Consider the following 14323-nt stretch of genomic DNA (forward strand, 5'->3'; position numbering starts at 1 on the left):
CTGGTGCAATTTTACCGATCGCAGCCGGATTGTTCCGAAAAGACGCGGGAGAGAACCTGCATCTGCGGCCGGTCGCCGCTTTGGGTCGGCTGGATGTTGAGCGGTTCGTTTTCCGGCCACCATTCGCCGCCCGCCCAATAGGACCAACCGAGCCAGACATCGGCGCCCTGTTCGACCGTTCGGACCATCTCGGCAAGTGCCGGCAGGCAGTCCGGAGTGGCAGGGACTGCGAGTTCCCCCAGGTATCCGCGCTGCCCGTGCTCCCGAAGCCAGCCGGCCATGTCGCCGATCGCCTTCACGGCGTCGGCTGCCCGTGAGCACTCGGTGTTTTTCCCGGAGAAATCCGTGTCCAGGTATTGATGGACCTCATAGGCGTAGTTGTCCTGCGGATCGGAAATCGCGAGCATGGCCGCCGCATTCGGGGTGCCGTAATCCCCGGCAGGCCAGCTGTGGGCACCCGTCCAGGCGGTGCCCGGTACGAGCACGAGATTGGCGGCTCCCGTCTGGCGGATCGCGCCGATCGCGCTGTTGGCGGCGGAAAGCCAGTCTTCGGCCGAAATGCCGTAGGGTTCGTTCATCAGGCCGAAGGCGATCCCGTCGATGCCGGCTGCGGCTGCGGCGAGCCGACGCCAGAAATCCGCGAATGCGCTCTGCGGCACAGTTTCGGAGCCTATCGGCTGGCCGCGAAACCGCCCGTAATTATGCGGATCGAGAATGACCGCCATGCCGCCGGCGCGGATCAGCCGGACCGTCTCGAGCAGCCGCTCGAGCTCGGCGGAATCGAGCCCCTTGTAGAGCTGCGGCTGGAGCCTTTCCCAGAGAAACGGCAGGCGCACCGTGTTGAAGCCCCTGCCGGCGAAATAATCGATCGTTTCCTTGGTGGGATAGATATAGCCCTTGCCGTATTCGTCCCCGAGACTGCCGAACTCGGCGCCGGCCAGGTTGACGCCGCGCAGACAGGCGGTCTTTGCCTCGGCCGCTCCGGCCGCTACCGCCAGGGACACCAGAACGCCCAGCAAACGCGAGACGCCGCAGTCGACTTTTCGAGACCTCTGCTTCAAGTCTTCCTCCAGTGCGAAGCCGCAACCTGCCACCATAACCTTTAGCAAATGCGAATCGTTGCCCGAAGCGCTCCCGCGGCGGTGATGCGCGCGCCGACGCCGCAAAGGGAACGGAATTTTGGGTGGCCGGCTTTAAGGTCGGCAGGTAAGAAGCTCATCTGGACAGACAAACAAGACGGACTGTACACATTCCACAACCAAATCTGGGCCTCTCTGGGCATTTCCCTGCCTGCATGAGGCTGGATATTGTCCGACACCAATTTTATGTATACACGGAGTGGCCGACCGATGGCAGAGGAGGGAGAATTTGCATGAACAACTATGTCCTGACCGTATCCTGCAAGACGACGCGCGGCATTGTCGCCGCGATTTCCGGCTTTCTGGCCGAAAAGGGTTGCAACATCATCGACAGCTCGCAGTTCGATGACCTCGACACGGGCAAGTTCTTCATGCGCGTCAGCTTCCTCTCCGAAGAAGGCGCCGAACGTCCGGCACTGCTCGAAGGCTTCAAGCCGATCGCCGAACGGTTCGAGATGGAATGGGAGATCTTCGACACCGAAGAGCGCATGAAGGTGCTGCTGATGGTGTCGCGTTTCGGCCATTGCCTGAACGACCTGCTCTACCGCTGGAAGATCGGCGCCCTGCCGATCAACATCGTCGGCGTCGTCTCCAACCATTTCGACTACCAGAAGCTCGTGGTCAACAACGACATTCCTTTCCACCACATCAAGGTGACGAAGGAAAACAAGCCGCAAGCCGAAGCCCAGCTTCTCGATCTGGTCGAGCAGAGCGGCACCGAACTCATCGTGCTGGCCCGCTACATGCAGGTCCTGTCCGACAGTCTCTGCAAGAAGATGTCCGGCAAGATCATCAACATCCATCACTCCTTCCTGCCGTCGTTCAAGGGCGCCAACCCCTACAAGCAGGCCTATACCCGCGGCGTGAAGCTGATCGGCGCGACGGCCCATTACGTCACCGCCGATCTCGACGAAGGCCCGATCCTCGAGCAGGATACGGTGCGGATCACCCATGCGCAGTCTGCCGATGACTATGTTTCGCTCGGCCGCGACGTCGAAAGCCAGGTCCTGGCGCGCGCCATCCACGCCCATATCCATCACCGCACCTTCATCAACGGCAACCGCACTGTCGTCTTCCCGCCGAGCCCCGGCTCCTACGCTTCGGAGCGCATGGGGTGAGGCTCGTCCAAAGTCGGTAGAAAGGCCTATGGACGCAGGCTTTTAACGCTCTATCCTCTTCGGAAGCGCCCTTCCGGAGAGGTTCATGTCCGACGTCCTGCCAGAACTCATCGAGCCTCCTATAAATGACCTCCCGATCGAAGCGATCGAGGACGTTTTACGCGACCATTACGGGCTTTCCGGGCAGATCTTCCCGATCGAGGGCAGGCAAAACCCTTATTTCCTGATCGACAACGGCCACATGCGCTACCTGCTCAAGGTGGCGCCCGCCGAAGGACCTGTCGAGGAGATCGAGGCTGAACACGCGCTGATGCGCCATATCCTGCGCAGCCCGGACGGGCCGCGGGTCCCCGAGCCGGTGGTGACCAGGGATGGCGGCGACACGCTCGTCCTGCCGCTCGGCGGCGAAGACCGGCGTATCCGGCTCCTCACCTTTCTCGACGGTACGGCCCCGCCGAGTGGCGAGAAGCTGCCGGACCAGGCCGTGGCGGCCTTCGGGGCGATCTCCGCAGCACTTGCAAAAAGCCTGCTGGATTTCGAACATCCGGTCCTGCATCGCGAGCCGGAAGGGGACCTGCGCAAGGCCGGCCCGCAGACGGTCACGCTTCTGTCCGCCGTCGCCGACCAGGAAATCCGCGACGTGATCGCCAAGGCGATGGTGACGGCGCTCCGGCGCATCCAGCCGCTCGGCCCCAGCCTGAGGATCGCGGCGGCGCACCAGAATATCAACGGCGAAACAGTCGTCGGCGAGGATACGGACGGCGCATGGCTGCCGACCGGCGTGACGGACTTCACCGGCATTTCCAACGGCTGGCTGGTCGCCGGTTTCGCCAATACCTGCGCCTATCTGCTCGCCGACCGCGACGGCGATCCTTTCGCGCTGCTGCCGGCGATCCGAGCCTATCACGGCATCTACCCGTTCACCTTGAACGAACTCGAAGCGCTGTGGCCGCTGGTCGTCGCCCGCACCGGCATTCTCGCCGCCGAAGCCGAAAGCCGTCAGACCGAATCACCTGACGACCCGCAAGCCAGGGAAGATACGGAGAAACGCCGCGCCGTACTGAACGCTGCAACGACCGTTGCACCGGCACAGGTGCTTGCGGCCATCCTTGACGCGACGGGCATGGAAAAACCGCTGCCGGAGATCGGCCGCCTCCTGCCCGATATCGACCCGGACGCTTTCCGGCTGGTGGACTTGAGCGTCACCAGTCCGCTTCTTTACGGCGGAAACTGGACGGACACCGACAACGACTGGAAGCTGCTTGCCCATATTGCCCGGGAAACCGGCCGCGCCAGCACCCGCTACGGCGAATACCGGCTTTCGAAAAGCAGCACCGACCCGCAGCAGGAACCGGAAAGTTTCGCGCTTCACATCGATGCCTGCATACCCGCCGGGACGCCGGCGGTGGCGCCCTTTGCGGGTACGCTGAAAACCGCCGGACCCCGCCTCGTCCTTGTCGGCCGCGACCTCACCCTGCATGTCGAAGGCCTCGAATGCGCGCTGGCCGACGAGACAGAGCTCGCAGCGGGTGACCCGCTTGGTGTCATCGCGGGGACCGAAAATTCCGTCGGCGGCCTGCGCCTCAGGTTCTGCCTCGATCCGGATCTGGTGCCGCCGCTCTTCTGCAAGCCGACCGAAGTGGGCACATGGTCGAGATTGTGCCCTTCGCCGTCGGCGCTGCTCGGTATCGACGCGAATACCCCGGCTCCGAGATATCCCGACCAGCCCGTCCGCGGCTGGAGGGAATACCTCTTCGATGCAACGGGCCGCAGCGCGCTCGATCTTAGCGGCCAGGCGCCCCTGATCGGCTACGGACATCCGCGCCTTGCTGCCGCGACCTACCGCCAGACCATCCTCCTCAACCGCGCCGCAGGCCGCCCGTCTGAGGCGGAGGAGGCTCTGCGCGCGCAACTGACCGAGCTTGCGCCAGAAGGGCTGAGCCGTGTCTTTTTTGTCTCTGGCCGCGTGGAAGCGCTGGATCTCGCCTTCAGGCTTGCCCGCAGCCATACCAACAAGCGTGGCATCATCGGGCTGCCGGGGCTGCGGATAGACCGGCGGGATCCGGACTTCTTCGCCGTTCCATCCGTTGGAACGGCAACCGACATGATCCACGATCTCGACGATGTCGCTGCAGTGCTGGCGCAGGGTTATGGCGAGCCCGAGAACCTGGACGAGCCCCTGACGGAACTTCGTCAGAAGGCCGGCCTGCTGATCGTCGACGAAACCGGAACCGGTTATGGCCGCCTCGGACACCACACCTGGGGTTTTTCGCACCGCGGGCTCGCGCCGGACATCATGTTTGTGGACGGGCCGGACAGCGGCGCTCCGTCGTTTCTCGTGACACGGCCCGAGATCGCCGCAAACCTCCACTCGGACCAGCATCCGCCGGCGATCTGCCCCGTCAGGGCAGCCTCCGCGATCGCGGCGCTCGACGTCATCCGGGAGGAACAAATGCGCGAAAACACGCGCGAGATCGGCAGCCATCTGAAGACACGGCTCGAAAGCTTGGCCGAACGTTTTCCCGCGATCTCCGCCGTATCGGGGAGCGGGCTGCTGCTCGTCATCGATCTCACCGACGAAGCGGCGGACCTCGGCGAACGGCTGCGACCCGGCATTGTCGCGGATATCGGCGCTCCCAGACGCCTCGTCCTGCGCCCGCCGCTGTGCTTCAGCCGCCAAAGCGCGGACGGGCTGGTAGATCGGATCGAGACCCTGCTCTCGGAAATTTGAGCTGGCCGATCCGGTCCTTGCCGGAAATTTTCCGCCGTCGATCCTTGCTTGGGTGGAAAAGCCACCTATCTCTGGGCTGACGGGCGGCGGCCAAGAATCGCGAATGAAATTTCACAATTCGGCCTTCTTCCTGTCATCAGTCGGAAAAAAATTCTAGGTAGACTGATTTTCGTTGATCATTTTGTGGGATTCGCCTACAGATGATTTCCGTTCGGCCTGCTGAGTCTGGCTGATTTTCGCGCAACACCATGAAGGGAGAGTGACATGTTTAAATTCGTCCGCGTCGCCGCCTTTGGTGAGGCCGCGTTCAAAATGAATGGCACGGATCGCCGCTCCCTTCCGTGCTGTCGAATGTAACGCTTCAGTTCAAACGTTCCTGAAAATTTTCATTCGCCAGAGCTGCGTCACAAGCAGTCATAGCGGGAGTCTGCCATGCAGAAGCAAGTAATCGAATTCGGCGGCGAGCCCGTCGGTATTGTCATTCCTGACGCGGATCGGCTGAAGTTCATCGCCGTGAAATTCCATGTCATCGATCTGGACGAACAGCGTTTCGGCTCTGCCGACGAGGTGCGTCTTGCTATCCGCGAGCTGGTTCGCTCGCGCAACAGCGCCTCGGCGGCGCATGTCTGATATTTTTTAAATTCAATTCCAAAAGCCGCCCATGTGGCGGCTTTTTTATTGCGCTCAGAACGCAGTGAAGGTCATCGTCGTCAGCGAACGTTCGATGCCCGGGATGGACGCGATCTTCTCGTTCACGAAGCGGCCGATCTCGTCGTTGTCCTTGATGTAGACTTTCAACAGCAGATCCCAGTCACCGCTGGTCGAATAGAGTTCGGAGGCGAGCTCGGTCTTGTAGATGGCGTCGGCGACCTCGTAGGTCTTGCCGGGCTTGCAGCGGAGCTGGACGAAAATAGGTTTCATGGACGTCTTCCCGTCGGTCGGATCGCCTTCGCGATCATGATGGACATGTCCGACTATTGGCCGATACGACCGCCGTTCGCAAGCATATCCTGGCGATTCCCGTCGCGATGAATTTCGTCGGTGATCCAGTCCCGGAAGGCGGCAAGCGGCGGGTAGGTCGCTCGATCGGGCGGATAGGCAAGATGATATTGGCCGGTCTCCATCCTCTCGGCGTCCACGGCCGGCACCAGCAGGCCCTGCTCGAGTTCCCGGCCGATCAGGAACCGCGGCAGCAGCGCGGCACCGAGGCCGGCGGTTGCCGCCTCCACCATGGTGATGAACTGGTCGAACAGCATACCATGCAAGGCATCGAACGTGATGCGGTTCTTCGAAAACCACAATTCCCAGGCGTCCGGCCGCGTATTGAGATGCAGAAGCGGCGCCTGCAGCACGTCGGCCGGAGTTTGAAGATTGTGCCGCGTCTTGAACTCCGGACTGCATGCGGGCAGCACTTCCTCATCCATTAGGAAGGTAAGCGCCGCACCCGGCCAGCGGGCCGCACCGAAATGAATGGCGGCATCCAGCGTATCGAATCGGAAATCGAACGGTTCGAGCCGCGTGATCAGGTTCACGACCATGCCCGGATGCGCATCAAGAAAACGCCCGATCCGCGGCGTCAGCCAGCGCGTGCCGAAAAACGGCAGGATGGCAAGGTTCAGCGTGCCGCCGGAGGGATTGGCCCTGAGATTGAGCGATGCATGCGAAATGCGCCTGAGCGCTTCGCGCACCTCGCGGGCATAGCCGTCTCCGGCAAGCGTCAGCCGGATCGTCTGGCGCTCTCGCAGGAACAGCGCCACGCCGAGCTGCCTTTCCAGCGCCGAAATCTGACGGCTGACGGCGCTCTGGGTGAGGCCAAGCTCGTTTGCCGCCGCCGTGACGCTGCCGGTGCGGGCAGCAGCCTCGAAGGCGGAGAGCAGCGAGAATGACGGGAGAAAGCGCCGGGGCGGCAGCATGTCATTCCTCCAGCGAATGATCTGTTGAGAACATGTCGATATTCATCGATAAAGGCTCCCTGTAAAGAGTTGGCGATCAACGCTCCCGGACAATCATCATGCTGAACGATCCCCGCTCTCACGGCCTCTGGGAAAAGACCGCCCCCGCCCCGCCGCTCACCACCCGGCTGGAGGAGGCGATATCTGCCGATGTGGTGATTGTCGGCGGCGGATATACGGGTCTCTCGGCCGCGCTGCATCTTGCGCAAGCAGGGACCAATGTCGTGCTGCTGGAGGCAGCGGAGATCGGTTTCGGCGGCGCCGGCCGCAATGTCGGCCTCATCAATGCCGGCATGTGGGTGATGCCCGACGATTTCCCCAAGGAACTCGGCCCGGTTTACGGTGAGCGCCTGCTCGACCTGCTCGGCAACGGCCCCGCCCTTGTCCGTGAGCTGATCGACAAACACGCCATCGCCTGCGAACTGGAAAAGAACGGCACGCTGCATTGCGCCGTTGGCCCGGAAGGGCTGAAGGAACTGGAGGAGCGCGCTCGCCAATGGCAGAAGCGCGGCGCGCCGGTGACTTTGCTCGATGCCGCCGAGACCGAGCGCCGCGTCGGATCCAGGGCTTATTCCGGATCGCTGCTCGACATGCGCGCCGGCACGCTGCAGCCACTCGCCTATGCGCGTGGTCTTGCCCATGCGGCGGCGAAGGCCGGCGCCAGGCTCCATACTGGCAGCGCAGTCACCAGCACCGGTGAGGTCGAGGGCCGAAAATTCGTCAAGACCGCCTCCGGTCAGGTTACTGTCGACTGGGTGATCGTCGCAACCGATGCCTACAGCACCGGCCCGTGGGAACAGGTACGCCGCGAACAGGTGCACCTGCCCTATTTCAACCTCGCCACCACGCCGCTCAGCGACAACCTTCGCCGCTCCATCCTTGCCGGGCGCGAGGGTTGCTGGGACACCAAGGAAATCCTCTCTTCCTTCCGCATGGACCAGGCAGGCCGGCTGGTCTTCGGTTCGGTCGGCGCCTTGCGGGGAACAGGAACGGCAATCCACAAGAGCTGGGCTCGGCGCTCGCTGAAGCGCATCTTCCCGCAGCTCGGCGAGGTGGAATTCGAGGCCGAGTGGTATGGCAAGATCGGCATGACCGACAACGCTTTGCCGCGCCTCCACAAATTCGGCCGCAACACGATCGGTTTTTCGGGCTATAACGGCCGGGGCATTGCGCCCGGCACGACGTTCGGCAAGCTGCTTGCAAAACATATCCTCGGGGAGGTCTCCGAGATCGATCTGCCGCTGCCGCTTTCGGACCCGCAGGAACCGGCCTTCCGCGCCATCAAGGAAGCCTATTACGAAACGGGCGCACAGGTCGCCCATTTCACCGGCGAGCGGTTCTGATTGCGAAACCGCCACCGACTTGTAGATTGACGAAAATTACACATCCGGAGACTGACATGACGCTCGCCACTCTCGATCTCGCCGCTGAAGTGAAAAACATTCTGGGCGATCTCGGCGTAAAGGCCGAAAGTTATACCGGCGGCACGCTCGCCGTCGGTTCGCCCATCACAGGTAAAGAGATCGGCAAACTGCCGGAAGAAACCGCCGCAGGCGCCGCAAAAGCGATCGACGCAGCCCATGCGGCCTTCCTCGAATGGCGGCTGGTTCCGGCTCCGAAGCGCGGCGAACTGATCCGCCTTCTCGGCGAGGAACTGCGCGCCGCCAAGACGGCACTCGGCAGGCTGGTTTCGATCGAGGTCGGCAAGGTGACCTCCGAAGGCCTCGGCGAAGTGCAGGAAATGATCGACATCTGCGATTTCGCGGTCGGCCTTTCCCGCCAGCTCTACGGCCTGACCATCGCCACAGAACGCTCCGAACACCGGATGATGGAAACCTGGCATCCGCTCGGCGCCATCGGCATCATCTCCGCCTTCAATTTCCCGGTCGCCGTCTGGTCCTGGAATGCGGCGCTCGCCATCGTCTGCGGCAATTCCACCGTTTGGAAGCCGTCGGAAAAGACGCCGCTGACCGCGCTCGCCACCCAGGCGATCTTCGAAAAGGCGCTCGCCCGTTTCGTCGCGGATGGCGGAAAGGCCCCGAAGAACCTCTCGACCCTCCTGATCGGCGGCCGCGACATCGGCGAAGTCTTGGTTGACCACGACAAGATCCCGCTGGTTTCCGCGACCGGCTCCACGGCCATGGGCCGGGCCGTCGGCCCGCGCCTTGCGTCGCGCTTCGCCCGCTCGCTGCTGGAACTCGGCGGCAACAACGCCGCGATCGTCGCCCCGACCGCCGATCTCGACCTGACGCTGCGCGGTGTCGCCTTCGCCGCCATGGGTACCGCCGGCCAGCGCTGCACCTCGTTGCGCCGCCTCTTCGTACATGACAGCGTCTATGAAACGCTGGTGCCGCGCCTCGCCAAGGCCTACCAGTCCGTGACGATCGGCAGCCCGCTCGAAAACGGCAATCTCGTCGGCCCGCTGATCGACAAGACGGCTTACGACAAGATGCAGAAGGCGCTGGAAGCCGCCAAGGCCGAGGGCGGCAAGGTGACCGGCGGCGAACGCGTCCACCAGAACGAGGCAGCCGACGCCTATTACGTCCGCCCCGCGATCGTCGAAATGCCGGCCCAGGCGGGCCCGGTCAAGGACGAGACCTTTGCCCCGATCCTCTACGTGATGAAATATTCGAGCTTCGACGAGGCGCTCGCCCTGCACAACGACGTGCCGCAGGGCCTTTCCTCCTCGATCTTCACCAACGACATGCGCGAGGCCGAGACCTTCGTCTCCGCCCGCGGCTCCGATTGCGGCATCGCCAACGTCAATATCGGCCCCTCGGGCGCCGAGATCGGCGGTGCGTTCGGCGGCGAGAAGGAAACCGGCGGCGGCCGCGAATCCGGTTCCGACGCATGGCGCGTCTATATGCGCCGCGCCACCAATACCCTGAACTACGGCCGCACCCTGCCGCTGGCGCAGGGCGTCAAGTTCGACATCGAATAACCGATGGCCGAAACGCTCAATCTCCTGACCGATATCGAAGGCGTGGCCGTCGGCCATGCCACCGATCTTGCCCTGGGTTCGGGCGTCACGGCGATCGTCTTCGACGAACCGGCGATCGCCTCCGGCTCGGTGCTCGGCGGTGCGCCGGGCGGGCGGGATACCGCCCTGCTGGATCCATCGATGACCGTGCAGACGGTCGATGCCTTCGTGCTGTCAGGCGGCTCAGCCTTCGGACTGGATGCGGCCGGTGGCTTGCAATCGGGCCTGCGCGAGATCGGCCGCGGCTTCCAGGTCGGCAACGTCCGCGTGCCGATCGTGCCGCAGGCGATCCTGATGGATCTCCTGAACGGCGGCAACAAGGACTGGGGCCTGCATTCGCCCTATCGCGAAATGGGCTACGAGGCTTTCAGGGCCGCCGCGAAGGGTCCATTCGCGCTCGGAACCGTCGGCGCGGGGACGGGCGCCACGACGGCGACGTTCAAGGGCGGGCTCGGCTCGGCAAGCGCCAGGGCATCCTCCGGCCATTGGGTCGCCGCGCTCGTGGCCGCCAATGCGCTGGGCTCGGCGACAATTGGCGAAGGCCCGCATTTCTGGGCCGCTCCCTTTGAAGAAGGAAACGAGTTCGGCGGGCTTGGCCTGCCTCCGAGCTTCGACAATCGCATGCGCCTCAAGGGCCGCAACGTGACCTCGACGACGATAGGCATCATCGTCACCGATGCCGTGCTGACCAAGGCACAGGCGCACCGGCTTTCCATCCTCGCCCATGACGGCCTCGCCCGCGCGGTCCTGCCGGCGCACCTGCCGTTTGATGGCGACACGATCTTTTCGGCGGCGACTGGTGCAAAACCGTTAAGCGAGCCGTCGGATTTCATGGAAATCTGCCATCTGGCGACGCTGGTGACCGCACGCGCCGTGGCCCGCGGCGTCTACGAGGCAACGGCTTTGCCCAATGCAAGCGCCCTACCCGCCTGGCGCGACAAATTCACTTCGCCGGCTAAATAGTTTTCAAGGCTTCTTCGAGCCGCGGCCAGTCGCTCTCGCTGGGAAGGCCGATCCTGAGATCATCGGGTCGTTCCTCGAACCGGCGCACCAGAATGCCCTGCTCTCCAAGATGCCCGAAAATCGCCTGCGCGCGGGGAGCGCGGATGAAGCGGAACAGCGACGTTCCGTCCGTGACGGGTATTCCGGCAGCCCCGAGCAGGGCATCCAGCCGCGCCGCATCCTCTTTCAGCCTCAGCCGCATCGCCTGCTGCCATCTGACATCGCCGAGTGCTTCGTTCGCCACATGCAATGCCGGGCCGGACACCGCCCACGGGCCGAGCCGGTTCTCGATACGCGCGATCGTTTCCGGATGCGAAATCACGAAGCCGAGCCGCAGGCCGGCCATGCCGTAGAATTTGCCGAAGGACCGGAGCACCGCCAGCCCGCCGGCATCCACCGCGTCAGTGACGCTTGATGCTTCCGAGACATCCATGAACGCCTCGTCGACAACCAACAGCCCGCCCTTCGCGCGCATGACTGCTGCGAGCGCCAAAAGATCGGCACGCGGGACGATCCGTCCTGTCGGGTTGTTGGGATTGACGATGACGGCCAGGCCCGCTTCCGCCAAGCGATCCAGATCGTGGGTTTCGGTGACCTCGAAACCGGAAAGCCGCGCCGCGCGGGCATGCTCCGCATAGGTGGGCGAAAGAACCGCGGCACGGCCTTTCCGGCCGATCAGATCCGCGACCATCGGCAGCAGGATCTGCGTCCCCGGCCCCGCCGCGACATGTGCCGCCGACGGCGCGCCGTAGGCGGCAGCGGCAAGGGCCTTCAGCCTTTCCGCCGATGCGACGTCGGGCAGTCGCGTGAAAGCATTGTCGGGCAGGGGCGAATACGGATAGGAATGCGGGCTGATACCGGTGGAAAGATCGACCCAGGGTTCCGGCGCGTGGCGAAACAGCGCCCGGGCACGGGAAAGATTACCGCCGTGCTGTATCGGATCGCCAATTTCACCGCCAATCTCAGGGCCTGCCAACTTCATGTTCCTTCTCGCATTTTTCGCCCTGATCACGGAGCGCATCGTGGGTTATCCGGACTGGCTGTTCCGCCGCATCGGCCATCCGGTCACCTGGATCGGCGCACTGATATCCCGGCTTGACCGCGATCTGAACCGCGAAAACGACGACTTTTCCACGCGCAAGCGAAAGGGCGTGTTCGCGCTTTTGGCGCTTCTCGGCATCACCATCCTGCTCGGCCTGGTGATCGAATACGACCTGAGAATGATCCCCCTCGGGCCGATCCTGCTGGTCGTGATCGCTGCGAGCCTGCCGGCGCAGAAGAGCCTTGAAACCCATGTCGAGGCCGTCGCGACGGCGCTGCAATACGGAGGCCTGGACGCCGGGCGGAAAGCGGTCTCGAAAATCGTCGGGCGCGATCCGGAAAAGCTCGACGAAGCGGCCGTCTGCCGCGCGGCGATCGAGAGCCTGGCCGAGAATTTTTCGGACGGCGTCGTGGCGCCGGCCTTCTGGATGGGGATCGGCGGTCTTGCGGGTGGCGTGGGCTACAAGGCGGCCAACACCGCCGACAGCATGATCGGCCACAAGCTGCCGCGATACGAAGCCTTCGGCTGGGCGGCCGCGCGTTTCGACGATCTCATCAACCTGCCCGCCTCGCGCCTGAGCGCCCTTCTTTTCGTGGTCGCAGCGGGCTTCATCGATCGCGCCTCGCCGGGCAACGCGATCCGCGCCATCCGGCGGGATGCCCGCCATCACCGTTCGCCGAATGCCGGCTGGCCGGAAGCGGCGATGGCCGGTGCGCTCGGCATCGCGCTCGCAGGACCGCGCAGTTATGGCGGCCGGATGATCGAGGCGCGTTTCATGGGCGAGGGCGGGCGCTCCGAGCTCACCTACGACGACATCCGCCGCGCGCTGAAACTCGCCCGGATCGCCGACGCGTTGCTGATCGGCCTCTTCGGCCTTCTGGCGTGGATCATCTGGCAAGTTTGAGCAGCCCATCGAGATCGAGGTGCTTTTCCATATGGCCGGCCAGCCGGTCCAGCACCGCGTCCACGCCCGCCTCGTAATCGAGATCCGAAGCAAAGCCTCCGAGCCGCGTCAGCCAGGCCGACCGCTGCCGATCGTCCGAGAACAGCCCATGGAGATAGGTGCCCCAGACGCGGCCATCCGCCGAGATCGCCCCTTCCGGGCTGCCGCCGATTGTCGCAAAAGACCGCGCGCAATCGGCGCCGGATGTCCGCCCTATATGCATTTCATACCCGGACAGGGAGATTCCGTCGAAGCTCGCGCCCGCAACGGCCTCCAGCCGTTTATCGCCCGCAAGAACCGTCCCGACATCCAGCAAACCCAGCCCTTCGATCGAGCCCGGCGGTCCTTCCGTACCTTCCGGATCGGCGATCGTTTTGCCGAGCATCTGATATCCGCCGCAGAGACCGAGCACCCGCCCGCCGCGGCGGACATGTGCGGCGATATCCACGTCGAACCCTGCCGCCTTCAGCGCCTTCAGATCGGATATCGTCGCCTTCGAGCCGACCAGCAGCACGAGATCGCAATCGCCGGGAATGGCCTGCCCCGGCCGGACCCGGATGAGATCGACATCCGGCTCCGCTTCCAGCGGATCGAGATCGTCGAAATTGGAGATATGCGGCAGGATCGGCACCGCGATCCTGATCTTCGCACCCGCCTTCCGCACCGATGGCGCATTGAGGCCCAGCGCATCTTCGGCCGGCAGCCGGGCCGCATCGGCAAAATGCGGCAACAGCCCGACCGACTGCCAGCCGGTGAGTTCCCCGATCATCCGCATGCCGTCGGCGAACAGTGCCGGATCGCCGCGAAAGCGATTGACGATAAAGCCCCGGATCATCGCCGCATCTTCGGGGTCGAGCACCAGCCTGGTGCCGGCAAGGCTGGCAATCACCCCGCCGCGGTCGATATCGCCGATCAGCACGACCGGCACGTCCGCCGCCCGCGCAAATCCCATATTGGCAATGTCATTCTGGCGCAGATTGATCTCGGAAGCGCTGCCGGCACCTTCGACCAAAACCAGATCGGCCTGATTGCGAAGAAGCCCGAAACTTTCGAGAACCCGCGGCATCAGTGTCCGTTTGAGGTTCTGGTATTCGGCAGCCTTGGCATTGCCTTCGACCCTGCCCTGCACCACGACCTGCGCGCCGACCTCGCTCTGCGGTTTCAAAAGCACTGGGTTCATATGGACGCTGAGCGGCACCCCTGCGGCCCGTGCCTGCAACGCCTGCGCCCGGCCGATTTCGCCGCCATCCGCGGTGACCGCGGCATTGTTCGACATGTTCTGCGGCTTGAACGGCATGATCTTCAGGCCGCGCAGCGTAAAGGCGCGGGCAAGTCCGGCCACGACCAGCGACTTGCCCACATCCGAGCCCGTTCCCTGAAACATCAGCGCCCGAGCTGGCTTGACCCCAACCATGG

At 63.8% G+C, this 14323-nt stretch carries 12 protein-coding genes; 7 read left to right on the forward strand and 5 right to left on the reverse strand.

Features of this window, described 5'->3' with window-relative positions:
- Positions 1-11: 11 nt before the first annotated feature.
- Complete coding sequence (locus LZK81_RS22235) at positions 12-1061, reverse strand: glycoside hydrolase family 5 protein (RefSeq protein WP_233954704.1); 1050 nt, start codon at positions 1059-1061, stop codon at positions 12-14.
- Positions 1062-1372: 311 nt separating this feature from the next.
- Here LZK81_RS22235 and purU point away from each other — a divergent pair, with 311 nt between their 5' ends.
- The 3 genes from purU (at position 1373) to LZK81_RS22250 (ending at position 5618) form a co-directional block, all read left to right on the forward strand.
- Positions 1373-2257 (forward strand): formyltetrahydrofolate deformylase, encoded by an 885-nt coding sequence (purU, locus tag LZK81_RS22240; protein ID WP_046612035.1) that lies wholly within the window; start codon positions 1373-1375, stop codon positions 2255-2257.
- An 85-nt stretch (positions 2258-2342) separates the two neighbouring features.
- On the forward strand, positions 2343-4988 hold the full coding sequence (locus tag LZK81_RS22245) for an aminotransferase class III-fold pyridoxal phosphate-dependent enzyme (protein ID WP_233954705.1): 2646 nt from the start codon (positions 2343-2345) through the stop codon (positions 4986-4988).
- A 432-nt stretch (positions 4989-5420) separates the two neighbouring features.
- Positions 5421-5618, forward strand: coding sequence for a hypothetical protein (locus LZK81_RS22250; RefSeq protein ID WP_007765631.1), 198 nt, complete (start codon positions 5421-5423; stop codon positions 5616-5618).
- A 54-nt stretch (positions 5619-5672) separates the two neighbouring features.
- On the opposite strand, the gene LZK81_RS22255 is transcribed toward LZK81_RS22250, so the two are convergent.
- Together LZK81_RS22255 and LZK81_RS22260 are read right to left on the reverse strand one after the other, a co-directional pair.
- On the reverse strand, positions 5673-5909 hold the full coding sequence (locus tag LZK81_RS22255; protein WP_007765628.1) for an Lrp/AsnC ligand binding domain-containing protein: 237 nt from the start codon (positions 5907-5909) through the stop codon (positions 5673-5675).
- 53 nt (positions 5910-5962) lie between these two features.
- Positions 5963-6901, reverse strand: a complete 939-nt coding sequence (locus LZK81_RS22260; protein WP_046612033.1) for a LysR family transcriptional regulator — start codon at positions 6899-6901, stop codon at positions 5963-5965.
- A 98-nt stretch (positions 6902-6999) separates the two neighbouring features.
- Between LZK81_RS22260 and LZK81_RS22265 the strand changes: the two genes are divergently transcribed.
- Genes LZK81_RS22265 through LZK81_RS22275 form a run of 3 tightly spaced genes read left to right on the forward strand, consistent with a single transcriptional unit; the run spans position 7000 to position 10883 of the window.
- Positions 7000-8283 carry an NAD(P)/FAD-dependent oxidoreductase gene (locus tag LZK81_RS22265; RefSeq protein WP_233954706.1) on the forward strand — a complete coding sequence of 428 codons (1284 nt, stop codon included), beginning with the start codon at positions 7000-7002 and terminating at the stop codon, positions 8281-8283.
- 56 nt (positions 8284-8339) lie between these two features.
- On the forward strand, positions 8340-9881 hold the full coding sequence (locus LZK81_RS22270; RefSeq protein ID WP_233954707.1) for an aldehyde dehydrogenase family protein: 1542 nt from the start codon (positions 8340-8342) through the stop codon (positions 9879-9881).
- A 3-nt stretch (positions 9882-9884) separates the two neighbouring features.
- Positions 9885-10883 (forward strand): P1 family peptidase, encoded by a 999-nt coding sequence (locus tag LZK81_RS22275; RefSeq protein WP_233954708.1) that lies wholly within the window; start codon positions 9885-9887, stop codon positions 10881-10883.
- On the opposite strand, the gene cobD is transcribed toward LZK81_RS22275, so the two are convergent.
- Positions 10876-11904 (reverse strand): threonine-phosphate decarboxylase CobD, encoded by a 1029-nt coding sequence (gene cobD / locus LZK81_RS22280; RefSeq protein WP_233954709.1) that lies wholly within the window; start codon positions 11902-11904, stop codon positions 10876-10878. The genes LZK81_RS22275 and cobD overlap by 8 nt on opposite strands.
- Between cobD and cbiB the strand changes: the two genes are divergently transcribed.
- Complete coding sequence (cbiB, locus tag LZK81_RS22285) at positions 11903-12868, forward strand: adenosylcobinamide-phosphate synthase CbiB (RefSeq protein WP_233954710.1); 966 nt, start codon at positions 11903-11905, stop codon at positions 12866-12868. The genes cobD and cbiB overlap by 2 nt on opposite strands.
- On the opposite strand, the gene LZK81_RS22290 is transcribed toward cbiB, so the two are convergent.
- Complete coding sequence (locus LZK81_RS22290) at positions 12852-14321, reverse strand: cobyric acid synthase (protein ID WP_233954711.1); 1470 nt, start codon at positions 14319-14321, stop codon at positions 12852-12854. The two genes, cbiB and LZK81_RS22290, sit on opposite strands and share 17 nt — an antisense overlap.
- Between the last annotated feature and the right edge of the window lie 2 nt (positions 14322-14323).

The organism is Neorhizobium galegae, assembly GCF_021391675.1.
Taxonomy (GTDB): Bacteria; Pseudomonadota; Alphaproteobacteria; order Rhizobiales; family Rhizobiaceae; genus Neorhizobium; species Neorhizobium galegae_B.